Consider the following 21,976-nt stretch of genomic DNA (forward strand, 5'->3'; position numbering starts at 1 on the left):
TAGAAGGCTTGGTTGTTATGGAGCAGAATTTGGCTCTTGGCTAAGCCTAAATCAGGCTAAAACCAGTCCTAGCTAGATGGTTATCTTTATTTCTTTGATAACTCTATTGATATGAGTCCAAGCGAGAAGCGTTTGAGAAGGCTATTTAAGGTGTCAGGATGTAGTTGACCGCTTTGGCTAAGGACTTGAAAGGCTTGTCCGCCTTGGACAAGCTGATACTCCGTAACATAGATGCCATTTTTCTCATAAAAAACTAAGCGTTTCTCACGCTGTTGGGCATTGGCTGCCTTGTCATCTAAGGGTTCGATATTGAGGACAATCTCCTTGTCTGCATACTTGGTCTTTAACTGCTCTAGGAGTTGGCTACCGTAGCCACGTCCTCGCACCTGACTATTGACCGCCAAGTAAAAGACAAAGGCATAGTGGTTATCGGTCAAAACATAAGTCAAGCCTGCGAGTTGTTCACCATCATAATAGGCTTGAAAATCAACAAAAGAGCGGTAGGATTGCAGGTAAAGCAACCAAAAAGGCAGGCACTCTTCCTCTGGGAAGGCTTCGAGATAGAGGTCTTTCACTTCTGACCAGGTTTTGGTAAAAGGGTGTAGTGGTTTATGGATTAAGGTCATGATGGCCTCTTTGGGTTGGTAAGGGGGCGCGGGCTAATTTGTTCAAAATATGCCTGAGTTGGGCTTGCTCGTCATCGGCCAGCACGCCAAAAAACTCTTGGTAAACCAGGCTCAGTTGCTGGTCAATGACCTGAAAATGCCTTTCTAGATCAGGTGTCAGGCTGACTGTCAGGCTATGTTTGTCTGTCGACGATGGCTCTTTGCTAATCCAGCCCCGCTTTTCAAATTTGTTCAGTGTCTGTGTCGCCCCAGCCCGTGTCATATGGGTCAGGGTCGCAAAATCCGACGGGGTCAGATGCCCCCGACTGGCAATTGCCTGTAAATAGGTGTACTCCTTGTCTGAAAAAACCAGGTCATTGTCAAACTGTTTAAAGTAGAGCAGGCTAAACCGCTCATAGACCTGCTGGTACAGACTGATGATTGTCTCCATACTTGTCTCCATACTTGTCTCCTATCTGTCAATCTTATCATGTCAGTAACGATTTTGAAAATAGTTAATAGACTTAATTAGTTATATTGCAGATGAACTCACTTGTCAAGTATAGGAGCTTAATAACACACCCGTGCGCATGGAAAAAATTCACAAAAATTTCTTTATCATACTCATCAAATTATTTCTTTTACTAAATTTGAACATGAGTTCAGTTTAAAATCTATTTTATTTTCCCATTTGTCAAATTAACTTGGACAATTCGTTAGACTTAGAAAAGCTAGTAAGGATGTTTTATAGTTCAATGGCCTGATTGAGGTTAAAGTGAGAAAAGATACGAAGGAAAGTATCGAAAAAGTTTTTTCTTCAATCTGAATATAGGCGTGACCCCGTGTTTAGTGCTCCATCTGTGAGGCTTCTAGCAATTGCTCCAAGAATAGTTGCGCTGCGCTTGAAAAGACCTTGTCCTTTTTCCAGACCAGATAATGATCTGAAGTTAGCAGTGGCTCAAGGGGGCGAAAGGCTAAGTTAGGATTATGGGTTAGCTGATCGAAGGAAATCATATAGCCTAAGCCAGCTTCAACGAGATGGAGGGCATTGTAACCTAGATTAAAAGTGGCGACGATATTTAGGGAATCCGTATCACCTAACCAAGTCATTAGTTGGCTATCCGATTGGGTCCTAGTGATGGCTTGGCGAGAGAGGATTAGAGGGAGAGAAGCGATGTCTTCTAAGGTGATACCTTTCTTTTGAGCTAGTGGGTCTCTAGTAGGCATCAGTAGTCCCCATGTATCTTGGTAAGGCATTTTGGCATAGTGGTAACGAGGGAGCTTGCGTGGATGAACCACCAAGGCAAAGTCCAGCAATCCTTTGTCCAACAATCCCATGATATCTTCGGCATTTCCAGAAGACAAGTGGTAGTAGATTTTGGGATAGTGACTCTGGATGGTTTTGGTTAATTGGGCAATGTGGGAAAAGGCCTGACTCTCAGCACCGCCGATATAGATATCTCCCTCAATCATATCGCTCAGGTAACGAAAATCACTTTCGGTCTTATCTACCATAGCAATGATTTCTTCCGCTCGATTTTGGAGCATCAAACCTTCCTGCGTCAACTCGATTTGTCCTTTTTTGTGGCGAATAAAGAGCTGCTTGCCCAGCTCATCTTCTAATTCCTTGATTTGCCGAGAAATCGTTGGCTGTGTGATATGGAGGCTATTGGCAGCTTGGGTGATGCCTCCTTCTTTAATAATGGCTAAAAAATAGCGAAGCACACGGATTTCCATAACTTCTCCCTCGAATAATGCTTTTTAGGTATATTATATCATATAAAATAAGTATTTGCTATTTTGTTCTAGGAGACTTATCATAGGGGCATAATAAAGGAGGTGGGGAGCCATCCAACAACGTCGAAAAATAAGTCCTAGCGACAATCGAGTTACGGAAGTTCTTGAACCAAGAACTGTTCAGATTAGGCTTGGTAATATGGTGATTCCAGCTATTCTTAGCCATACTGGTGCAGCTAAGATTTTGCTAGAAAGATTACCCATCAAAACGACTGCTTGTACGGGTGGATTAGCCATTTGTGGACAGATTTTACCCTTGCCTTATGACAGTAAGGAGGTGCAAGGTGGCTGGTTTGCAGGGGATATTTGCTATGACCCAAGCGGTGACTGGCTGTCCATCTATCTAGGTGGTGACAATGCCAAACCGTATTTGCAGGAAGTTTTTCTGGGGCAACTTGGAGATGAAGTGGGCTTGAACAGTTGCAGGCCTTGACGGGAGAAGAAGACCTTTCTTTAACGGTAACTTTGTATCGTCAAGGAGGCGAGCAGTTTTGAAACGAGCAGGGCTTTTGACAAAGGAACGACTGAAACGGTACCTCTTTTTGATTGGATTAGCCCTCCTAAGCGGAAGTATGGTGGCTTGCTCAGCGAGAGAGAAAGCCGAACCTTTAAATGACGGTGGGCAAGTAGCAAGCGTCGCTAGCAGCAAGGAGACAAAGGAGAGAATGACAAAGATGACGATTCACTTAACAATTGATGGGCAGAAGGTAGCTGTCCAATGGGAAGAAAATCAGGCTGTTACAGCTCTGAAAGAGCAACTAGCTAAGGGAGAGTTTAGCCTTGATCTGTCTGCTTATGGTGGCTTTGAACAAGTGGGGAGTCTTGGCTTTACACTCCCTAGTCAAGATCAGCAGCAGACCGCTCAATCAGGGGACATCATGCTCTACAATAGTGACCATATTGTTTTCTTTCATGGGCAAAATACATGGTCTTACACTAAGTTGGGGCATATTGTAGATAGTCACTTAGCAACCTTATTAGATAAAGAACAGGTCAGTGTGAGACTTACTTTGGAGGAGATCGATGATTGATAAAGCTTTTGAAACATTTTTGAATACTGGAAAATTAGTTCCCGAACAAGATGGTCTGCGCCAGCTCATTTCGGCTATTCAGACAGAAAATCAGCCGCTTGTGCAAGAACTCAATACTCAGATTCAAACCATTGCGAGCGCTAGGCGAGTGGTTGAACAGTTGACGAAGGAAGAGATAGATGAGACAGTTACCATCAATGTTCCTTTTCAAACGGATTTTGGTCGCCACATGCACTTTGGTAAACATATCTATGTGAATAAGGATGTTTTTATGGTCGATTTGGGTGGGATTTTCATTGAAGATGAGGTTCTCATCGGTCCACGTGTCAAGCTGATTTCCGTGAATCATCCCTTGAAACCAGCTGACCGCCATAAATTGGAACTCAAGTCCGTTACCATTAAGAAAAATGCTTGGATAGGGGCAGATGCAACGATTTTACCTGGAGTAACTGTCGGTGAAAATGCCGTTGTGGCTGCGGGTGCCATTGTTTCAAAGGATGTCCCAGCCAATACCGTAGTTGCTGGTGTTCCAGCAAAAGTCATCAGAATTATTGAAGATTAAAAATAGAGAAAGAGGATATACGATGCCAAAAACATTTAAAATTTACGAAAATATTGAATCACAAAACGTTCGCTTCAAAAACCGCTTCGGTATTGAAGTTGCAGGAGATTTGTACCTGCCAGAAGGTTACGACAATCAGAAAAATCCTGCCATTGTCGTCTCTGGACCATTCGGTGCGGTCAAAGAGCAAGTCTCAGGCCTTTACGCTCAAGAATTTGCCAAGAATGGCTTTGTCGCGCTAGCTTTTGACCCATCCTTTACAGGAGAATCAGGTGGTGCCGTCCGGGATGTTGCTGAGCCAGTGATTTTTACAGAAGATTACAGCGCAGCCGTTGATTATCTTGGAACCTTGGCCTATGTGGATCGTGAGCGCATTGGGGCGCAAGCGATTTGTGGCTTGTCAGGTATGGCGTTGACAGCAGCAGGAGCAGACACACGTATCAAAGCTGTCGCAACAGCATCTATGTATGACATGTCTAAATCAATGTATCTTGGCTACATGAATAGCTATACCGATGAGCAGAAAGCTAAACTGCGTGAACACATCAGCCAACAACGCTGGGTAGATGTGGACAATGGTGCCCAAGAAACTGGTCATTACAGCCTAGGTTTCCACGAGCTTGGTTTTGATGAAGAGGGCAATGTTGTGACAGGTGATAACCTCTTTCCAGACCAATTACCAGAGGATGCCAATCCTGTTGCCAAGGCATTCTTTGACTACTATCGCACATCACGAGGCTACCACGAACGCTCAATTAACTCGATAGCAGCTTGGACGGCAACCACACCGATGTCCTTCTACGAATTTCCCCTCTATGACAATATCAAGGACATCTCACCACGTCCGATTTTACTAGTAGCTGGTGATAATGCCCATTCTCGTTACCACTCAGAAGAGGTTTACGCAGTTGCTAGTGAGCCAAAAGAATTGCTTATCGTGCCAAATGCTGACCACGTTGACCTCTACGACCAAAAAGATAAGATTCCGTTTGAGAAATTGGTAGCCTTCTTTTCAGAATATCTAAACGAATAAGAACGGTTTTGGCAGGCTCGTTCTTATCGAAGAAACTTTGCAATAAACTTACCAGAAATAATTTTTATTCCAAATTGTTTTTACATTCTCTTCAAAATAGTCAGAAGGTATTTGATTTGGTTCTTATTACAGAGATATACCAGCCTTGCTTGAAGAATTAGCGAGTCAAATGGGTTTTTCAAGATGGTTAATCGAATGGGCAGTAGAATGATATGTATGAAATTTTTAATTGAGTTGAGATGAAAAAAGAGAAACTATGGCATTTGAAACACTTTCATCACCACAAGATTTAAAACAATTATACGTGCAGATTTGCACTATGTTGTTGATGAGGTAAGATAAGCGCTTTTGAGAAAAACAAGCTAACATGGTGGGCACAATGGTCCGAACTTCGGCATGATTGAAATGACGGTTGCTATGCATTATGTTTTTCATTCATCAGTAAATAAATTCATTTTTGATGTATCACATCAATCTTATGTCCATAAAATGCTGATTGGGCGTGCGAAAGCTTTTCTTGATCTAGCGCATTATGATGACGTATCCGGTTATACGAATCCTAAGGAAAGTGAACACGATCTCTTCACAGTAGGGCATACATCGACGTCATTGTCGCTTGTCTCTGGTGTTGCTAGAGCGCGTGATTTGAAAGATGAATCTTATAATGTTATAGCGGTCATTGGAGACGGCTCGCTTTCAGAAGGAATGGCGTATGAAGGGCTAAACCAAATCCCGACAGAAGGCACAAATACGATTGTCATCGTGAACGATAATGATCAATCCATCGCTGTCAACCCAACTGACGGTATTTACACAGCACTTCGTCAGTTACGTGAAAGTAAGGGACAAGCTGACCATAATCTATTTAAAGCACTTGGTTTTGATTATCATTACCTCGATTCAGGAAATGACCTTGACCAGTCAATCGCTTTATTTGAAGAGGTCAAAGACACCAATCATCCTATTTTGCTACATATTCATACGCAAAAAGGACATGGTGTCTCATTTATGGAAGAAAATCGTGAGGCTTTTCACGCAGGTGACCATACAATCCTGAAACTGGGAAATACTTTGGTAGTGCTATTCCATCAGAATCTTATAGCAGTATTACCAAAGTATTTCCCATTGGATCACCTATAACTTTGATGACACTCCGGAACAAATCAAGGCCCACATTGATACCATGTTTCAAGAAAAGATGCAAGGTTAGTCATCTTTTTACGATTGACATAAAAACCGACAAGTTAGAGCTGGCTTGTCGGTTTGTTGTTATAAAGCAAAGCCTTGCAAGAGCTCAGTCTGCCCTGCTTCTAATAAAGCTAATTGGACCCGGGCAAAGGCTTCTAAATCACGGCTGTGCTCTAGTGAGCCCATATCCACCACCCGAAACTGGGCTTGTTGGAGAAGCTGGGTCAACTGGTCTTTGGCAGATGGCTGATTGCCAGCCAGAAGGACAAGTGGTGTCTTGCTAGCAGGTAGGCGGCTGGAGGCAAAATTGGTGTTGAAGGCCTTGAGAATGGTCAAGTGAGGAAAGAGTTCAGCCAGTTTGAGGCTGGCAGACTGGTCTGGAGGCAAGAGTGAGATCTTTACCTGATAATCCAGTGGATTGCTGATGTCAATGATGATCTTGTCGGCAAAATGGTCTTGATTGGGGTAAATCAGGCTGACCATATCTTCATAAGGGACTGCGAAAATCACAAACCTGCCCTGCACCCTTTCTTGCTCTCGGCCGAGAACTTGGACAGAGACACCAGCCTTGTTAAAGTGTCTCGCTAAGGCCTGCCCCATTTTTCCTTGTCCGATAATGGAGATGTCAACCGTCATGGCTAAGCCTCCTGTCGAAGGCCGTATTGATAAGGCACCCCCAGGTGGTCCCGCAGGGTTTCGCCCTCATAGTCCTTATGGAAGACGCCCCGTTCCTGCAAGATTGGCACGACCTCATCGACAAAGCGAGGGAGGTCTACCGCATAGACGTCTGGCATGACCCAGAAGCCATCAGCTGCTCCTGCCTGGAACCAGTCGGTCATATGGTCGGCGATGTCTTTAGCAGTACCAACTGCCGTAGGATGGTAGTCAATGACGGAGTGGTAGACAATCTCTCGGAGTGTCCACCCCTCACGGGCTACCTTGATGACATTTTCCAGACGTGGGTCGCTGTAAGGTGTGACCTGAACGGCGTCCAAAATCTCAGTTGCAATCGGACGCTCGATATCTGCTGGGGTAAATTCTGTGCCCAAAACATAGCCGATATGGGCAATCCGTTGCAGGAAGGTTTGGCCATCGATGAAGGTCGCATGGCGTTCCAAGGCTGCTTTCTTGCTATCGCCCAGCAGGGGCATGAGGCCTGCGATAAATGTAATCTCATCAGGGTTTCTGCCGTTGTCAATGGCAGCCTGGCGGAGGGCTTGGCGCATAGCCTGTCCTTGCTCAATCGTCCAGACCTCGCCGATAAAGACATTGGCGTATTTGCCGGCATAGGCGATGCTGTTTTCTGAGCCACCTGAGTGGAAGATGACAGGCTGACCCTGCTGGGACGGCGGGATAGGGAGGGTGCCAGTCAGTTGGACATGCTTGCCCTTGATGGCTACGGTCTTGACCTGGTCGTAGTCAGCAAATTCCTTGGTTTGGTGATTGAGCTTGAGGACCTCCTCCCCCCAGCTTGCCCAGAGGCTTTGAACGGCCTCGGTAAATTCGTAGGCCTTGCCATAGCGATCAAAACTCGGCGATAGGTTGACCCCGTGAGCATGAGCACTGACCCCATTGGCTCCTGTGACGGCATTCCAGGCTACCCGCCCTTTGGTCAGGGCGTCCAAGGTCTTGAACTGTCTGGCCAGCTCATAGGGGTTGGACCAGGATGTGGCACGGGTAATGCCCATCCCGATACGGCTGGTGTGGTTGCCTACAATGCTGGCAATCAAAAGAGGATCCAAGCCCATGGTCTGCATGTCGCTGTTATCGCTGGCCTTGATACCTGGAAAATCCCCGAAAAACATGAACTGGAATTTTCCTTTTTCGGCTAATTGGGCAGCTTGAATATCTATTGAAATGTCTGGATACTCGGATAGTTTAACCTCTGGATCCATCCAGGATTTAAAGTTGAGGCCTGCGGCTCCAAACATGGCCAGGCCGATTAGCATTTGGTTCTTGTTGTGGGTCATCTTATTCTCCTTAAATTAAATCTTCAATGCCTGCCATCAATTTTTCCATAATGCCTGCGACAGGTTCAATCTTGTTAATCATAGAAATTCCGAGGCCAAAGGAAGCGAAGCCCTTGGTCAAATCGCCAAAGAGCATGCCATCTCGCATACCTAGATAGCCACGTTGAACCTCGTAAATCTCTTCTTCACTTGCACCGGCCTGACTCATCTCTAAGAGTTTGTTTGGAATTTCTCCCGGAAGAGAACGATAGTAGGCTGGGACAGTCCGATAGAGTAGTAAGTCAGAGGCATTTGCTGCCAAAGCCTGTTCCTTAATGTTCTGAGCCAAAATGGACTCTTCTGACATCATGAAGGCTGTCCCGACATAGAGACCTTCTGCACCTAGGGTAAAAGCAGCACGGGCTGTCCTAGCATCTGCAATCCCTCCAGCCGCCATGACAGGTACCCGCCCCTTAGCAGCATCCACAATCATGGGTACAATGGAGAAAGTTCCAATTACCTTGTCTGGAACAGTCCCACCCTCATCAAAACCAGTGGCAACGATGATGTCAGCCCCGCCTTGAATAGCTTCTTCCGTATTTTCAATCGTTGGGTTACCTGCACGAAAGACAACTTTGATGCCTTTCTCATGGAAGCGAGCAGTCCATTCAGCAGAAAAAACACCGACCATAACAGCAACCTGGACACCTTCTTCCACCATAAGGTCAAGCATGGGCCCTGTGAAGATATCGGTCATAGGATGGCCAGGGGCAACATTAATGCCTAACGGTTTATCAGTGATTTGACGGGCGATGCGGATTTCACGACGCATATTTTCAATGGTTTCTTCCACAGTTGTTGCAGGTTCTTTTTGACCTGCACTAATGCCCAGGACGCCCAAGCCACCAGCTGCACTGACGGCTCCAGCATAATTACCATCCGTCAACCAAGCCAGCGGTCCTTGGATGATGGGTTTTTCAATGCCTAAGATTTCTGTGATACGATTTGCCATTTGATTTCTCCTCTTTTTTCTGATACAATTTATGGTACACCTGTCATTTAGAAAAAGCAAATGACAAAGAGACAAAAAGTGTGAGTTAGGTGACAGATTGATGGCTTCTGTCATCTTGTAAAGGAGAACATGGCGATAGATTTACGGTTCGAGCGGACGGAAGAAAACATACGAACAGCCTTTTTAGGGCTTTTGGAGCGGGAAGACTATGCAAGATTGAGCGTGACGGCGATCTGTCGCAAAGCCAAGTGTTCGAGGAATGCCTTTTATCAGCACTATGAAAGCAAGGACCACCTTTATCAGGCAATTGTCGGCGAGGTGATTGCGGCTATCGAGGCCAGCTGTCAGCCAGTCGTCAACCGTTTGGAGGAGATTGGTGAAGAGGAATCACGCCTCTTTACCAACCAGATTTTAGCAGCAGTTGACCAAAAACGAGACCTCATTACCCGCTTGTTACAAGTATCTCCCTTGACCTTTTCCCATCAACTGCGGCAAATGTTTATCGACGGCAACCTCCTGTCCGCTCAGCTATTTGCCCAAGAAAGGGTCAACCACAGCCATATCTACTACCTGTCGGGGGCTTTTGCTAGTTTTGTTGAGTATTGGCTTTTGCAAACCGATGATGACCTGGAAACCGCCCAAGACATGCTCCATGAGCACGCTTTTTGGCCATTAGCTGTCAGGGGAGCGGCCGCAGATGGGGACAGCCAGCAGGAAGGAGCCTGAGGAATGGTTGATTGAGATTATCCCTAAAATTAGAAAGATGAAGACATGACAGACAGATATATCTTAGCCATCGAGAGTTCTTGTGATGAGACCAGCGTGGCGATTGTAAAAAATGACAAGGAGCTTTTGACCAACATCATCGCCAGTCAGGTCGAGAGTCACAAGCGATTTGGTGGGGTGGTGCCTGAGGTGGCCAGCCGCCACCATGTGGAGGTCATCACGACCTGTATAGAGGATGCCTTGCAGGAAGCGGGGATCATAGCCAGCGACCTGTCGGCGGTAGCCGTGACCTATGGACCTGGTCTGGTCGGTGCCCTTCTGGTCGGCATGGCGGCTGCCAAGGCTTTTGCCTGGGCCCATGGTCTGCCCCTCATTCCTGTCAACCATATGGCAGGGCATTTGATGGCTGCCAACCAGACGGCCGAGTTGACCTATCCTTTGATGGCTCTCTTGGTGTCGGGCGGTCACACCGAGCTGGTCTATGTGCCAGAGGCAGGCGACTATCGCATCATCGGGGAAACCCGTGACGATGCTGTGGGCGAGGCCTACGATAAGGTTGGACGCGTCATGGGCCTGACCTACCCAGCAGGTCGAGAGATTGACCAGCTGGCCCACAAGGGACAGGACACCTACAACTTCCCACGGGCCATGATCAAGGAAGACCATCTGGACTTTTCCTTCTCTGGCCTCAAGTCGGCCTTTATCAACCTCCACCACAATGCCCAACAAAAGGGTGAGGAGCTGGTCTTGGAAGACCTCTGTGCCTCCTTCCAGGCGTCGGTCATGGATGTCCTCATCAGCAAGACCAAGAAGGCTCTGAGCCAGCACCCTGTCAAACAGCTGGTCGTGGCAGGTGGCGTCGCTGCCAACCAAGGCCTGCGTGAGCGGTTGGCAAGTGAGATGACGGATGTGGAAGTGGTCATCCCACCTCTACGTCTCTGTGGGGACAATGCTGGGATGATTGCCCTAGCAGCAGTCGTCGAGTATGACAAGGGCAGCTTCGCCGACCTCGCCCTCAATGCTAAACCGAGTTTGGTTTTTGAGAGTATGGAGTGAGATGGAAGAGCAACTGATCACAGCTAACCATTTGGCCATCGGCCGTCAGCAGGTTCTAACTGTTACTGTTGATGAAGAGGAAACCGAGAGTGGGTCAGAAATTGGGAAGCAAGGCTTCCCTCGTTCGTTAGGCATGTTCAGTTGATAAAATCAGCGAATTAGAGCCCACTCACAGTGGTTCATTGGCACTAAAGTGCCTAATGAACTGTGCAGGGGTAACTCTAAAACTGGCAGAGCCAGTATTGTCTCTCTCCAATTTCTGGGAGACAACCTTGGACAGCTTAACCCCAGGCTGTCCAAGATCCCAACCACTGCGTCAAGCTGTTTTTCTACCATGGTTTTAATAGAACTGACTTTTTGCCCAGTCTCCAATTGGAAATAGATGAGGTTCGGGCAGCTCATGATATCTATTTCACAGCCTGTTAGCTTTTTCGGGATGATTTGCTGAAAAGGGGCTAGGGGCTCAATGGCTAAGGTTCGGCCATCAACACCGTTCAATTCCCCGTGTCTACTGGCACAGACCAGGTTTACCGAGTCGAGTTGGCTGACAAGCTAGAAGAAGTGCCCAGGTTTCTATCTGGGAAGAGGGTGATTTGATCTACTTTCCCAAGAACAAAGAACAAAAAAATTTGTCCAAATTGGGTTAGATAGCTTGAGCTCATAAAAACAAAACCGCCTAAATCGTTTTTTGATTTAAGCGGTTTTCTCTTATAAACGATTGGTTTTCAGCTGATAGAGAGCATGCAAGAGCAGGTAATAAGCTCCTGTTAGGCTCAGAATGGCTACCAATTCTTGGCTGGCATAGTAGCTGGTACCAGACAAGCCAGTGATGGTCAGCCAGGCTAGGAGAAAACTGGCTGGCAAGCCCAGGCTGTAAATCACTAGTTGGTGACTGGTCTGCTTTTTCCAGACCCAGCGTCTCAAGGCAAAACCAGCAGACAGGACGAGGAGAAGAGCCAGCGCTAGCAGAGCATAGGCGCTGAGAAAGAGGCGGGGCAAGGTAGCGGCTCCAGCCCAGCTGGTCTGACCAGCAAGCAGGTCGGCTGCTCTGCTATGGTTATCATAAAAAACGACATCCGAACTCGGGCGACGGACATAGACCTGGTGTTGACCAGGAAATAGCTGGTCCAGGCGGGTGGTGTAGGCGTCTAGGAAGACGACATTTTGCCCTGTTTCATCACGGCTTTGGGTCAGCTTGACCCGACTAACCCGAGAGTCAAAGAGGACAGTTATGTCTTGTCCCTCTTGCTGGACGGTGAAGAGCTGACCGTCGTTATCTATGTGTAGCGGTAGGGTCAAAGCGGTGATGGCCAGTACGATGACGGCCCAACAAGTTGACAGGATAGCCAGTCCGAACCGACACTTTTCCTTTTTGACCGTCGTTGTCAGAAAGTCTAAAGGTTGGCTGGGGGAAGTCGCTTGGGGCAGGACGGTCAAGCCATCCAGCTCCGCCTGACAGTCTGGGTGGGCAGACAACTGCTCCTCCACCCAGAGCCTGCTCTCCTCACTCAGCAAATCTTCTGCATAAAGGGGCAGAAGTTCCCGCAAAATAGCCTTAGTTGTCATAATAATCCTCCAATAAATCCTTTAATTTCTGACGAGCCCGATGACAGGTCACGCAGGCCCAGTTGGGCGACCTGCCATAGATCTGTCCGATGGCTGCAAAGGACCAGCCCTCCACTAGCCGCAATTTGGCGATGGTTCTTTGGGGCTCATCCAATTGGGCAATGGCAGAGCTGATAATCCTTTGCTCTTCTTGACTAATTAGATCTTCCTCTGGTGACGGCTGAGTTTTAGCCAAGTCCCAGTCCTCCAAATCCACCAGCTCTACCCCCTTCTTTTTCAACTGGTCAATATAGCTATGGCGGGCAGTGGTTAGGAGGTAGCTTTTGACACTGGCTTCAGTCTGAAAATCAGGCCGGTGCTTGATGACCTTGAAAAAGACCTCGCTGGTCAAGTCTTCCGCCAGTTGCCTGTCTTTTGAGAGGTAGAGCAGGTAGTAAAAAACATCTGAAAAATAAAGCCGATAAATCTCCTCAAGCGATGGCATAGCAACCTCCTTTCATTGAATAAGACGATAACTTTGCTAAAATCTTACACTTATAGTATACAGGATTCAGATATTTTTCGAGCAAAAATTTGTAGGGACTGGTCTCGTTTCTTGCCTTGTTCCTGAAGGGGTTTTGTGCTATGATAAGGATATAATCTATTTGAAACGAAAAGGTGACTATGACGTCTGAATTTAAACGCGGCATACGATCTGCCTTGCCCACTGGACTGGGTTATTTGGGGGTCGGTATGGCCTTTGGGGTGATTGCGGTGGCTGCAGGACTGGCTGTCTGGCAGGTTTTCATCATGAGTTTACTAGTTTATGCGGGGGCAGGTCAGTTTGCCTTGGTCGGTTTGCTGGTGACCGGTGAACCCCTCTCTTCGATTGCTCTGACAATATTCCTGATCAATTTACGAAATTTTTTAATGGCCTTGCATACAGCGACTTTTTTTCCTGATGTTTCAGCAGGTAGGAGTCTTGCCATTGGAGGCCTGTTAACAGATGAAACGTACGGTCTTTTATTGACAGAAGGCCTCCAGAAGAAGGCTGTTTCTTCTGATTGGATGCTAGGCAACAATATCTTGAGTTACTGCTCTTGGATAGCAGCAACTGTTTTGGGGGCCGTGGTGGGGGAAAGGATTCCCGATCCGCAGGTGTTAGGACTGGATTTTGCTCTCATGGCCATGTTCATAGGGATTTTTGCGGCACAATTTAGGGGACTTGCCCTCAGCGTTCCTGTGAAAAAAATAGCTGGAATCCTTTTGACCGTCGCTTCAGTATTCTTTGTTCTGGCTTGTTTTTTACCTAAGTCAGTAGCTGTTTTGTCTGCTACTTTGGCAGGTTGTGTGATGGGGGTATGGCTGGATGAGAACTAGTGATGTGGTGTGGGCAATTTTGCTTTCTGCCCTGGTCACTTTTGTGCCGAGAGTGCTTCCGTTTGCCCTCTTAAAAAAAGTCCAATTATCGGATAAGGCCTTGCGGTTTTTAAAATACCTGCCAGTATCGATCATTTTTGCCCTAACCTTTTCGAACCTGTTTACCTACGAGACGGGACGTTTGCCTCATGTGCTCTGGCAGGATGTCTTGGTGAGTTTGTTGCTCCTTTGGGTGGCTCTTCGCTATAAAAATCTCCTGCTAACAGTGGGGGTGGGAGTTGTCTTGATGGCACTGTTGAGGTTTGTTTTATGAAATGGTTGTTTATATTCGCGCTAATCGGGATTCATCTCTATTCCTTGAATCATTTTCAACCCTTCTTTGCAGTGGTTTATATGGTGGTCATCGTTTACCTGACGGTGGATTTTGTGAAGTGCCAGAGGGCCTTTGAAAGGGGATTTGAGGAGGAGCAGCTTGATTTGGGGCAAATCAGAATCTATGAGCCACCTAGCAGTTTACCGCCTTTGCTGGTTGCTTTCTATGTTTTTGGCCAAGATTTGGTCAAACTAAGCCCAAACGGCTATAGTACAAAAGATGGCATTAGCTTTTCGACCATGGTCCAGTCTACTTTGCTGGATTTGCTGGATAGGGGATGTCTGGTTTTGGAACAAGAGCCGTCCCAGACTGTGTTGCGCCTTTCCTCAACCGCAAATTTAGTGCCTTTTGAAACGGAGTTCATCCAGCTGGTCTTTGGGGAGCAGGACAAGATCTCCTTATCAGAAGTATTCGGACACAAAACCTTGCATTTTGACTCAGGAACGACGGTAGAAGAGGCGCATCGGGCCAAACTTAAGCGTGGCAATGATCTCATTCTGAGACGAATGAGGATTCGGAATTTGGTTGAAAAGCAGATTGAGGAGGAAGGCTTGCCTCCGCTCCACCGCTCCTTAACGGACCAAGAAAAACGGGCCTTAAGTGGTTTGGATAATCGTTTTTTCCTGCTCTTCTTTTTGACAATATATTTGGGAACCTATGCTATGGGACACCTGAGCTTTTGGATGTTGGGAATAGTTGTGCCCTGTGTAATTGTCCTGTTTCGAAAGTGGGAAAGCTACCGCGGAAATGTGGGCATTGTTTCTCATCCGGACGGGGATAGGGTTCCGCATCGTGAGGGCTATCGTGAACAGCTTCTTTGGCGTGCCTTTAGACAGGCTTTGGAGGAACAAGAGGTCTTTGACGAGAAGGTCGTTCAGGATCATATCCTCTGGAACCGGTATTTGGTGTACGGGGTCCTCTTTGGTCAGACAAAAACCATCCACCAGACCCTTCAACTGGCTTATCCAGATAGCATGATGACCAAAGAAGAAGTTGAACAGTTATCTCCTAAGACCCCTATTGACTGGAAAAAGGTGTTAGTGGAGACTTTTTTAGGGGGATAGGGTCAAATTGAGCTGGTGGTGGTAAAAAATGGTATAATGGAAGACGCTTGTCAATCAGTAGACAAAGGCTCATCTGCTCTGCTATGTCCTAAAAAATAGAACACAAGGACAGCTACAAATCACGAGAGATGAGCAAAAACGAAACCGAAAGGGAAATGAGATGGTTAGGTCAGCACAAGGGCGTGCAAGCGGTAAGATTATCTTAATGGGAGAACATGCGGTCGTTTATGGAAAACCTGCGATCGCCCTGCCGTTTGCTGGGGTTGAGGTCCAGACGACTGTGACGGAAAAGAGCGGTGACTTGTCTGTCAACTGTGCTTTTTACGATGGTTTGGTTCATGAGATGCCCAAGGTCTATGAGAGTCTCAAGCATGCTATTCGTTTTTCCCTTTACCGCCTTGGAGTGTCGCAGAATCCACCGATTCATGTGGAGATCACTTCGACCATCCCTGCTGAGCGAGGGATGGGATCGAGCGCGGCGGTTGCGGTATCGGTGGCTAGGGCTCTGTTCGCCTTCTATGAGCAGGAATTGACGGATCAGGAGCTTTGGGAGATTGCCCAATCGTCTGAGCGCATTGCCCATGGCAATCCTTCTGGGGTTGATGTGACAACGATCAGTCGGGAGCAACCTGTTTACTATGTCAAGGACCAGCCTTTTGAGGTTTTGTCGCTTGATTTTCCAGCCTATCTGGTGGTGGCGGATACGGGCCGTATCGGCCATACCCTGGAGGCTGTGCAGCATGTGGCAGACTGGATTGAGGTGGAAAATCAAGGCTCAGCCAGCCTAGCTTTCAGCCCTCAGGGCCACATTGAGGCCCTCGGCCAGCTAGTTAAAGAGAGTCAACAGGCCTTGGTGGATAAGAATGTGGCAGGTCTGGGACATTTGATGGATCAGGCCCAGGCTTATCTCGTAGATTTAAGGGTGTCTGATTCCCAGCTGGACCATTTAATCCTAGTAGCTAGACAGGCAGGCGCCCTGGGCGCTAAATTGACCGGAGGGGGCAGAGGCGGCTGCATGATAGCCTTGGTAGCCGATCGTCAGCAAGCAGAAAAATTAATGCAAGCTCTTGAAACAGCTGGTGCCAAAGGCACCTGGATTCAGTATTTAGGCCTTGAAGGAGAGGACAAATGATAAGAGTCGGCCGGGCACGTGCCCATACTAACATAGCTTTAATTAAATACTGGGGAAAGAGGGACAAGGCCCTCTTTTTGCCCATGAATAGTTCCTTGTCGCTTACTTTAGATGCTTTTTACACGGATACCGAAGTGGTCTTTGATGAGTCTTTGACAGAGGATTATTTCTTCTTGAATGGTCAGGCGCAATCAGCGGAGGAAACCTCTAAAATCAGCCGTTTTTTGGACCTTTTTCGTCAAGAGACCGGAGAGAACAGAAGGGCCAGGGTGACTTCTTACAATTTTGTGCCGACTGCAGCAGGTCTGGCCTCTTCGGCGTCAGCCTTTGCGGCTCTTGCTTTGGCCGTATCAGAAGCCTTATCGCTGGATTGGGATCGCCAAACCTTGTCCACCTTCGCCAGACGAGGTTCAGGGTCAAGCACCCGCTCCTTGTTCGGGGGCTTTGTGGAATGGCAGATGGGGACAGGTTCGAAGGATTCTTACGCAGTTCCTATTGATCCAGCAGACTGGGATATCGGTATGATTGTTCTGGCCATTAATACTGAAAGAAAGTCAATTTCTAGCCGTGTTGGGATGGACCATACCGTTGCGACGTCTCCTTTTTACCCTGCTTGGATCTCGTCTGCTAAGACGGATTTAGAGGCTATTAAGGAGGCCATAAAGCATAAAGACCTGGTTAAAGTAGGGCAAATTACAGAACATAATGGCATGAAGATGCATGCGACGACACTTTCTGCAAATCCGCCTTTTACCTACTTTGAACCAGAATCCATCCGTATCCAAGGCTTGGTCCGTCAGGTCCGTGAGGAGTTGGGCCTTCCAGCCTATATGACCATGGATGCCGGCCCTAATGTCAAGGTCCTTTGTAGGGCCAGTGACATGCCAGCCTTGGTCCAAGAACTGGCAAAAGAGTTTCCCAAAGAAAAAATAATCACCAGCCTTCCAGGACCAGCTGCCTATGCCCTGACAGAGCAGGATTGGCTGGAGACGGTTAAGGCATTTGAGGCTTAAGATGAGTAAGACACACGTAAAGATTCCAGGCAAGCTCTACCTGGCTGGGGAATATGCCGTTGTTGACGGTGCTTTGGCCATCATTGCAGCGGTTGACCAATACCTGCAGGTGACGGTTGAAGCCTCTCAGACAGGTCAGCTTCACTCGGACCAGAGGGATGATTTAGAACTTACTTGGCACCGTCAAGGCCAGTGGCTGGTGGTCGATCAGGACCATCCCTATGCTCTGGTTCAAGCGGCCATGCAGGTGGCAGAAGACTATCTGAGCGCATTGGGAGAGACGCCAAGGACTTACTATCGCTTAGCCATTAAAAGTGAGCTGGATGATACGAACAGTGGGCAAAAGTATGGCCTGGGCTCTAGCGGTGCGGTGACGGTAGCTGTGATTAAGGCCGTCAGCCTCTTTTATGGCCAGACCTTGTCACCGCTGACCCTCTACAAACTGTCCGTGCTTGCCCAGACTAGGATTGGGCTGACAGGCTCTTTTGGAGACCTGGCTGCCTCTAGTTTCGGAGGCCTGATCTCCTATCAGAGACCCTTGGCGGCTTGGCTTTCGGGAAAAATAGCAGAGCTGACCATAGGGGATTTGGTGGCCCAAGACTGGCCAAACTTGATGATAGAGCGCCTATCCCTGCCAGAAAACCTAGCATTTTTAGTCGGTTGGACCCAAAGTGTTGCCTCCACAGAAGGCCTGTTAGGCCAGGTGGCGAAAAATACAGTCGATAAAAAACAGATTCGCCAAGACTTTGTCAGAGCCAGTCAAACTTGCCTAGAAGGCTTGGTGCGGGCCTTTCAGGAAGCAGATGTTTTGGCTATCTGCCAAGAAATCCGTCATAACCGCTCCTTGCTTAGCAACTATGCTAAACAAGTGGGCTTGCTCCTAGAGACGCCAGCCTTAGCAACCTTGATCGATTTGGCAGAAAAACACGGAGCTGCTGCCAAGACCTCAGGAGCAGGAGGGGGGGACTGCGGCATCGCCCTCATCGCTGATTCAGTCAAGGCTAATCAGATCCGAGACAGTTGGGCGGCAGCGGGGATTCTTCCCCTAGACCTGATGATCGCTCCGCCATTACCCTAAGAAAGAGAAAGAAATCCATGACCCAACAAGCCAATCGCAAGGACCAACATGTCGGTCTGGCCAATCAACAATACCAAGAAGCGTCGGGTGAGGACCTGGCAGCCATTCGCCTGGTTCATCATGCCTTTCCAGAGCTGGATGTGGCTGATGTAGCTATCAGCACTCGTCTTGGCGATCTGAATTTTACCAGTCCTTTCTTTATCAATGCCATTACAGGAGGAAGTCCTCAAACAACCAAACTCAATCAACGGCTGGCTATTTTGGCTAGAGAGACAGGCCTTGCTATGGCAACGGGTTCTGTTAGCGTAGCCATGAAGGACCCAGAGGCGGCAGCGTCTTTTAAGGTGGTGCGTCAGGAAAATCCCAAGGGCCTGGTCTTTGCTAATCTTGGAGCCCACCATGGGCTTGAAAATGCCAGACGAGCGGTCGACCTTTTGGAGGCCGATGCCCTGCAAATCCATGTCAACGTGCCGCAGGAGATTGTCATGCCAGAAGGCGAACGGGCTTTCAGGGGCTGGTTGGACAATATCGAGGCCATTGTGGCCAAGTTAGAGGTCCCAGTCATTGTCAAGGAAGTGGGCTTTGGCATGAGCCGAGAGACCCTGGTGGAACTTTATGGACGTGGTGTCAAGTTGGTTGACATTTCAGGGCGGGGTGGCACCAACTTTGCCCGTATTGAGAATGCGCGGAGAAAATCTGCCAAGTATGATTTTCTAGAGGACTGGGGCTTGACGACCGTGGAAAGCCTGATCGAGGCCATGAGCCTGCCCAAAGACCAGCGTCCACAGGTCATTGCCTCAGGCGGTGTGCGTCACGCTCTGGACGTGGTCAAGTGCCTTGCTTTAGGAGCAGATCTAGTTGGCTTATCGGGACAAGCCCTCCATTGGGTCAGGACACCAGATAGCATGGAAACGGCTATTTTAGCTGTTAATACGCTGCAAACGCAAATTGCAGAAATCATGACTATCCTAGGAGCCAAGGACCTTGAAGCCCTCCGGCAGGCAACCCTTATCTTGCCACCCAGTGTCCGAGACTGGGCCCAGGCGCGTGGCATTGATGTCAGTGAGTATGGGAGACGATAAAGGAAAGATTTGCCAGTGTCTGAGTGAGAAAAGATTGATTTTATATGCACTTCCAAGGTTTTGCTTGCCAAAACCTTGGTTTTCTTTTAAAATAAGAGAAACTCTGCCCCTATGGGTTCAGAATAGAAAGCGTGAGGTGTAACATGAAGGCAATTGTAACGGTAGTTGGTAAGGATAACACAGGAATCGTGGCAGGAGTGGCTGCCAAGTTAGCTGGCTTAGGCTTTAACATTGATGATATTTCCCAGACGGTTTTGGACGGCTATTTTACCATGATGGCGGTCGTTTCTGGCGATGAGACGGTTGATTTTACAAAGATTCGTCAGGATTTGGAGGCCTTCGGCCAGGAGCTCAATGTCAAAATCAACATTCAGAGTGCAGCGATTTTTGACGCTATGCATAACTTGTAAGGAGAAATGGGATGGATATTAGACAGGTCACAGAAACCATTGCCATGATTGAAGAGCAGCACTTTGATATCAGGACTATTACCATGGGAATTTCTCTCTTGGACTGTATTGATCCCGATATTGATCGGGCGGCAGAGAAGATTTATCAGAAAATCACGACCAAGGCCAAGGATTTGGTGGCGGTTGGTGATGCGATTGCGGCGGAGCTGGGTATTCCCATTGTCAACAAACGCTTGTCGGTGACTCCCATTGCCTTGATTGGGGCGGCGACGGATGCGACAGATTATCTGCCTTTGGCCCATGCCTTGGATCGGGCGGCCAAGACTATCGGGGTTGACTTCATAGGTGGCTTTTCAGCCTTGGTACAAAAGGGTTACCAAAAGGGCGATGAGGTGCTGATTGCTTCGATTCCAAGGGCCTTAGCTGAGACGGATAAGGTCTGTGCATCGGTCAATATCGGTTCGACCAAGACAGGGATCAACATGACCGCAGTGCGTGATATGGGGCGGGTGATCAAGGAGACAGCGGACGCTTCTGACATGGGAGCAGCCAAGTTGGTCGTCTTTGCCAATGCGGTAGAGGACAATCCTTTTATGGCAGGCGCTTTCCATGGTGTTGGTGAAGCTGATGTGGTCATCAATGTCGGTGTTTCGGGACCAGGTGTGGTCAAGCGGGCCCTTGAAAAGGTGCGTGGCGAGAGCTTCGATGTGGTCGCTGAAACAGTTAAAAAAACCGCCTTTAAGATTACTCGCATTGGTCAATTAGTCGGTCAAATGGCGAGTGAGCGCCTCGGTGTCAAATTCGGGATTGTTGATTTATCTCTTGCACCAACACCTGCTGTTGGCGATTCGGTGGCGCGTGTCTTGGAAGAAATGGGATTGGAAACAGTCGGCACACATGGGACAACAGCAGCTTTAGCCCTTTTAAATGATGCGGTCAAAAAAGGTGGCGTTATGGCCTGTAACCAGGTCGGCGGCTTGTCAGGTGCCTTTATCCCTGTCTCAGAAGACGAGGGTATGATTGCGGCGGTCGAGTCAGGCGCCCTCAATCTGGAAAAATTAGAAGCCATGACAGCGATTTGCTCAGTAGGCCTGGATATGATTGCGATTCCAGAGGACACGCCTTCTGAAACTATTGCGGCCATGATTGCTGACGAAGCGGCCATTGGAGTCATCAACCAGAAGACGACAGCGGTTCGCATTATTCCTAAAGGTCAAGAAGGGGATCGGATTGAATTTGGTGGTCTTTTGGGGACTGCTCCAGTGATGCGAGTAAATAGCGCATCATCGGCTGATTTTATCAACCGCGGCGGACAAATTCCAGCACCGATTCATAGCTTTAAGAATTAACTGAAAGGGCATCTATAGATGGGGATAAGCTGTGTCACGGACAACTCTTAAGAAACGACAAAGAAAACAAAGACGTGCAAACTGTTCCAGCCAAAAAGCGATCTTTAAAGATAGGATAGCAGCGGAGCTATTCTTAGCTACCCATAAAGACTCTGTTAAAGCAGGAGGTACATCGTTTTTACAAGGTGCGTATCGCTGTCCAGAATGTCATTTTTGGCATTTGACTAGTCAAAAATAGGTCATAGGAGTAGTCTCTTTCGAAAGTCATTTAAAAAGGTTATTCTTAAGGCAGAGACAGTGTCTGCCAATAAAAGGACTTTTGCATAGTCTTTTACTGGTAAGATAGTCTGACACGGACCAAAAATTGGGACTCAACCTTAGGATTCCTGGTAATTCGATTGGTCTGCTTGGTATGAATCAGGTCACTCTCAAGCTGACAATTGGCAGTTTTGGCGGATCCATCAGTTCTTTAGCTCCTTAAGGATTGTCTCTTTAGAAAAGAGGCCGGGCAAAAACTAGTTTCAAAATAAAACCACGCAGTGATTTCTGTCTTGAAAACAATCAAGATGAAAGAATCACTGTGTGGTTTTT

24 protein-coding genes and 1 pseudogene are annotated in these 21,976 nt (G+C 47.7%); 17 read left to right on the top strand and 8 right to left on the bottom strand.

The window, feature by feature from the left end; translation table 11 throughout:
• Positions 1-86 precede the first annotated feature (86 nt).
• From ABID29_RS06090 to ABID29_RS06100, 3 genes are all read right to left on the bottom strand, one after another.
• Positions 87-626, bottom strand: coding sequence for a GNAT family N-acetyltransferase (locus ABID29_RS06090; RefSeq protein WP_354365138.1), 540 nt, complete (start codon positions 624-626; stop codon positions 87-89).
• A complete protein-coding gene (locus tag ABID29_RS06095) occupies positions 610-1,068 on the bottom strand; it encodes a MarR family winged helix-turn-helix transcriptional regulator (protein WP_354365139.1) in 459 nt (152 codons plus the stop codon). The genes ABID29_RS06090 and ABID29_RS06095 overlap by 17 nt, the downstream gene beginning before the upstream one ends.
• 383 nt (positions 1,069-1,451) lie before the next feature.
• Positions 1,452-2,342 (bottom strand): LysR family transcriptional regulator, encoded by an 891-nt coding sequence (locus ABID29_RS06100; RefSeq protein WP_354365140.1) that lies wholly within the window; start codon positions 2,340-2,342, stop codon positions 1,452-1,454.
• 184 nt (positions 2,343-2,526) lie between these two features.
• Here ABID29_RS06100 and ABID29_RS06105 point away from each other — a divergent pair, with 184 nt between their 5' ends.
• From ABID29_RS06105 to ABID29_RS06125, 5 genes and pseudogenes are all read left to right on the top strand, one after another.
• Complete coding sequence (locus ABID29_RS06105; protein WP_354365170.1) at positions 2,527-2,835, top strand: cyclophilin-like fold protein; 309 nt, start codon at positions 2,527-2,529, stop codon at positions 2,833-2,835.
• Between the two features lie 58 nt (positions 2,836-2,893).
• Positions 2,894-3,433 carry a cyclophilin-like fold protein gene (locus ABID29_RS06110; protein ID WP_354365142.1) on the top strand — a complete coding sequence of 180 codons (540 nt, stop codon included), beginning with the start codon at positions 2,894-2,896 and terminating at the stop codon, positions 3,431-3,433.
• Positions 3,426-3,995, top strand: a complete 570-nt coding sequence (locus tag ABID29_RS06115; RefSeq protein ID WP_354365143.1) for a DapH/DapD/GlmU-related protein — start codon at positions 3,426-3,428, stop codon at positions 3,993-3,995. Before ABID29_RS06110 ends, ABID29_RS06115 begins: the two co-directional genes overlap by 8 nt.
• A gap of 22 nt (positions 3,996-4,017) precedes the next feature.
• Positions 4,018-5,028 (top strand): alpha/beta hydrolase, encoded by a 1,011-nt coding sequence (locus ABID29_RS06120; RefSeq protein WP_354365145.1) that lies wholly within the window; start codon positions 4,018-4,020, stop codon positions 5,026-5,028.
• Positions 5,029-5,284: 256 nt separating this feature from the next.
• Positions 5,285-6,149: pseudogene (locus tag ABID29_RS06125) on the top strand (1-deoxy-D-xylulose-5-phosphate synthase N-terminal domain-containing protein); the annotation flags it as partial.
• A gap of 148 nt (positions 6,150-6,297) precedes the next feature.
• Here ABID29_RS06125 and ABID29_RS06130 read toward each other — a convergent pair.
• Genes ABID29_RS06130 through ABID29_RS06140 form a run of 3 tightly spaced genes read right to left on the bottom strand, consistent with a single transcriptional unit; the run spans position 6,298 to position 9,177 of the window.
• On the bottom strand, positions 6,298-6,852 hold the full coding sequence (locus ABID29_RS06130; RefSeq protein WP_354365146.1) for an NADPH-dependent F420 reductase: 555 nt from the start codon (positions 6,850-6,852) through the stop codon (positions 6,298-6,300).
• Between the two features lie 2 nt (positions 6,853-6,854).
• Positions 6,855-8,186, bottom strand: coding sequence for an NtaA/DmoA family FMN-dependent monooxygenase (locus ABID29_RS06135; protein WP_354365147.1), 1,332 nt, complete (start codon positions 8,184-8,186; stop codon positions 6,855-6,857).
• Positions 8,187-8,196: 10 nt separating this feature from the next.
• Positions 8,197-9,177, bottom strand: coding sequence for an NAD(P)H-dependent flavin oxidoreductase (locus ABID29_RS06140; RefSeq protein ID WP_354365149.1), 981 nt, complete (start codon positions 9,175-9,177; stop codon positions 8,197-8,199).
• 129 nt (positions 9,178-9,306) lie between these two features.
• On the opposite strand from ABID29_RS06140, the gene ABID29_RS06145 reads away from it, so the two are divergent.
• From ABID29_RS06145 to ABID29_RS06155, 3 genes are read left to right on the top strand one after another with little or no spacing between them, the layout of a single operon-like run.
• Entirely contained in the window at positions 9,307-9,903 is a 597-nt protein-coding gene (locus ABID29_RS06145) for a TetR/AcrR family transcriptional regulator (RefSeq protein ID WP_354365150.1), read from the top strand.
• Positions 9,904-9,948: 45 nt separating this feature from the next.
• Positions 9,949-10,959, top strand: coding sequence for a tRNA (adenosine(37)-N6)-threonylcarbamoyltransferase complex transferase subunit TsaD (gene tsaD, locus ABID29_RS06150; protein WP_354365152.1), 1,011 nt, complete (start codon positions 9,949-9,951; stop codon positions 10,957-10,959).
• Between the two features lies 1 nt (position 10,960).
• On the top strand, positions 10,961-11,104 hold the full coding sequence (locus tag ABID29_RS06155) for a hypothetical protein (RefSeq protein WP_354365153.1): 144 nt from the start codon (positions 10,961-10,963) through the stop codon (positions 11,102-11,104).
• A gap of 563 nt (positions 11,105-11,667) precedes the next feature.
• On the opposite strand, the gene ABID29_RS06160 is transcribed toward ABID29_RS06155, so the two are convergent.
• Positions 11,668-12,525, bottom strand: a complete 858-nt coding sequence (locus ABID29_RS06160; protein ID WP_354365154.1) for an anti-sigma factor family protein — start codon at positions 12,523-12,525, stop codon at positions 11,668-11,670.
• The gene (locus ABID29_RS06165; RefSeq protein ID WP_354365155.1) at positions 12,515-13,009 is read right to left on the bottom strand and encodes an RNA polymerase sigma factor; all 495 of its coding nucleotides are present in this window, start codon (positions 13,007-13,009) and stop codon (positions 12,515-12,517) included. The genes ABID29_RS06160 and ABID29_RS06165 overlap by 11 nt, the downstream gene beginning before the upstream one ends.
• A gap of 179 nt (positions 13,010-13,188) precedes the next feature.
• Between ABID29_RS06165 and ABID29_RS06170 the strand changes: the two genes are divergently transcribed.
• The 9 genes from ABID29_RS06170 (at position 13,189) to ABID29_RS06210 (ending at position 21,385) form a co-directional block, all read left to right on the top strand.
• Complete coding sequence (locus ABID29_RS06170; RefSeq protein WP_354365156.1) at positions 13,189-13,884, top strand: AzlC family ABC transporter permease; 696 nt, start codon at positions 13,189-13,191, stop codon at positions 13,882-13,884.
• Positions 13,874-14,197, top strand: a complete 324-nt coding sequence (locus tag ABID29_RS06175) for an AzlD domain-containing protein (RefSeq protein ID WP_354365158.1) — start codon at positions 13,874-13,876, stop codon at positions 14,195-14,197. Before ABID29_RS06170 ends, ABID29_RS06175 begins: the two co-directional genes overlap by 11 nt.
• On the top strand, positions 14,194-15,321 hold the full coding sequence (locus ABID29_RS06180; RefSeq protein WP_354365159.1) for a DUF2207 family protein: 1,128 nt from the start codon (positions 14,194-14,196) through the stop codon (positions 15,319-15,321). The genes ABID29_RS06175 and ABID29_RS06180 overlap by 4 nt, the downstream gene beginning before the upstream one ends.
• Positions 15,322-15,439: 118 nt before the next feature.
• Complete coding sequence (mvk, locus tag ABID29_RS06185; RefSeq protein WP_435533154.1) at positions 15,440-16,453, top strand: mevalonate kinase; 1,014 nt, start codon at positions 15,440-15,442, stop codon at positions 16,451-16,453.
• Positions 16,450-17,466, top strand: coding sequence for a diphosphomevalonate decarboxylase (gene mvaD, locus ABID29_RS06190; RefSeq protein WP_354365162.1), 1,017 nt, complete (start codon positions 16,450-16,452; stop codon positions 17,464-17,466). Before mvk ends, mvaD begins: the two co-directional genes overlap by 4 nt.
• A gap of 1 nt (position 17,467) precedes the next feature.
• Complete coding sequence (locus ABID29_RS06195; protein ID WP_354365164.1) at positions 17,468-18,544, top strand: phosphomevalonate kinase; 1,077 nt, start codon at positions 17,468-17,470, stop codon at positions 18,542-18,544.
• A 17-nt stretch (positions 18,545-18,561) separates the two neighbouring features.
• Positions 18,562-19,626: a type 2 isopentenyl-diphosphate Delta-isomerase gene (gene fni / locus ABID29_RS06200; protein ID WP_354365166.1), complete on the top strand. Its 1,065-nt coding sequence runs from the start codon at positions 18,562-18,564 to the stop codon at positions 19,624-19,626.
• Between the two features lie 143 nt (positions 19,627-19,769).
• Positions 19,770-20,036 carry an ACT domain-containing protein gene (locus ABID29_RS06205; RefSeq protein WP_354365167.1) on the top strand — a complete coding sequence of 89 codons (267 nt, stop codon included), beginning with the start codon at positions 19,770-19,772 and terminating at the stop codon, positions 20,034-20,036.
• Positions 20,037-20,047: 11 nt separating this feature from the next.
• Complete coding sequence (locus ABID29_RS06210) at positions 20,048-21,385, top strand: PFL family protein (protein ID WP_354365168.1); 1,338 nt, start codon at positions 20,048-20,050, stop codon at positions 21,383-21,385.
• Positions 21,386-21,976 lie beyond the last annotated feature (591 nt).

Origin of the sequence: Streptococcus rupicaprae (assembly GCF_040545225.1) — a bacterium.
Taxonomy (GTDB): Bacteria; Bacillota; Bacilli; order Lactobacillales; family Streptococcaceae; genus Streptococcus; species Streptococcus rupicaprae.

What these genes read in the sequence shown, in the direction of transcription:
- ABID29_RS06090 (WP_354365138.1), bottom strand. Translation starts at nt 626, where the DNA reads ATGACCTTAATCCATAAACCACTACACCCTTTTACCAAAACCTGGTCA.
- ABID29_RS06095 (WP_354365139.1), bottom strand. Translation starts at nt 1,068, where the DNA reads ATGGAGACAAGTATGGAGACAATCATCAGTCTGTACCAGCAGGTCTAT.
- ABID29_RS06100 (WP_354365140.1), bottom strand. Translation starts at nt 2,342, where the DNA reads ATGGAAATCCGTGTGCTTCGCTATTTTTTAGCCATTATTAAAGAAGGA.
- ABID29_RS06115 (WP_354365143.1), top strand. Translation starts at nt 3,426, where the DNA reads ATGATTGATAAAGCTTTTGAAACATTTTTGAATACTGGAAAATTAGTT.
- ABID29_RS06120 (WP_354365145.1), top strand. Translation starts at nt 4,018, where the DNA reads ATGCCAAAAACATTTAAAATTTACGAAAATATTGAATCACAAAACGTT.
- ABID29_RS06130 (WP_354365146.1), bottom strand. Translation starts at nt 6,852, where the DNA reads ATGACGGTTGACATCTCCATTATCGGACAAGGAAAAATGGGGCAGGCC.
- ABID29_RS06135 (WP_354365147.1), bottom strand. Translation starts at nt 8,186, where the DNA reads ATGACCCACAACAAGAACCAAATGCTAATCGGCCTGGCCATGTTTGGA.
- ABID29_RS06140 (WP_354365149.1), bottom strand. Translation starts at nt 9,177, where the DNA reads ATGGCAAATCGTATCACAGAAATCTTAGGCATTGAAAAACCCATCATC.
- ABID29_RS06145 (WP_354365150.1), top strand. Translation starts at nt 9,307, where the DNA reads ATGGCGATAGATTTACGGTTCGAGCGGACGGAAGAAAACATACGAACA.
- tsaD (WP_354365152.1), top strand. Translation starts at nt 9,949, where the DNA reads ATGACAGACAGATATATCTTAGCCATCGAGAGTTCTTGTGATGAGACC.
- ABID29_RS06155 (WP_354365153.1), top strand. Translation starts at nt 10,961, where the DNA reads ATGGAAGAGCAACTGATCACAGCTAACCATTTGGCCATCGGCCGTCAG.
- ABID29_RS06160 (WP_354365154.1), bottom strand. Translation starts at nt 12,525, where the DNA reads ATGACAACTAAGGCTATTTTGCGGGAACTTCTGCCCCTTTATGCAGAA.
- ABID29_RS06165 (WP_354365155.1), bottom strand. Translation starts at nt 13,009, where the DNA reads ATGCCATCGCTTGAGGAGATTTATCGGCTTTATTTTTCAGATGTTTTT.
- ABID29_RS06170 (WP_354365156.1), top strand. Translation starts at nt 13,189, where the DNA reads ATGACGTCTGAATTTAAACGCGGCATACGATCTGCCTTGCCCACTGGA.
- ABID29_RS06175 (WP_354365158.1), top strand. Translation starts at nt 13,874, where the DNA reads ATGAGAACTAGTGATGTGGTGTGGGCAATTTTGCTTTCTGCCCTGGTC.
- ABID29_RS06180 (WP_354365159.1), top strand. Translation starts at nt 14,194, where the DNA reads ATGAAATGGTTGTTTATATTCGCGCTAATCGGGATTCATCTCTATTCC.
- mvaD (WP_354365162.1), top strand. Translation starts at nt 16,450, where the DNA reads ATGATAAGAGTCGGCCGGGCACGTGCCCATACTAACATAGCTTTAATT.
- ABID29_RS06195 (WP_354365164.1), top strand. Translation starts at nt 17,468, where the DNA reads ATGAGTAAGACACACGTAAAGATTCCAGGCAAGCTCTACCTGGCTGGG.
- fni (WP_354365166.1), top strand. Translation starts at nt 18,562, where the DNA reads ATGACCCAACAAGCCAATCGCAAGGACCAACATGTCGGTCTGGCCAAT.
- ABID29_RS06205 (WP_354365167.1), top strand. Translation starts at nt 19,770, where the DNA reads ATGAAGGCAATTGTAACGGTAGTTGGTAAGGATAACACAGGAATCGTG.
- ABID29_RS06210 (WP_354365168.1), top strand. Translation starts at nt 20,048, where the DNA reads ATGGATATTAGACAGGTCACAGAAACCATTGCCATGATTGAAGAGCAG.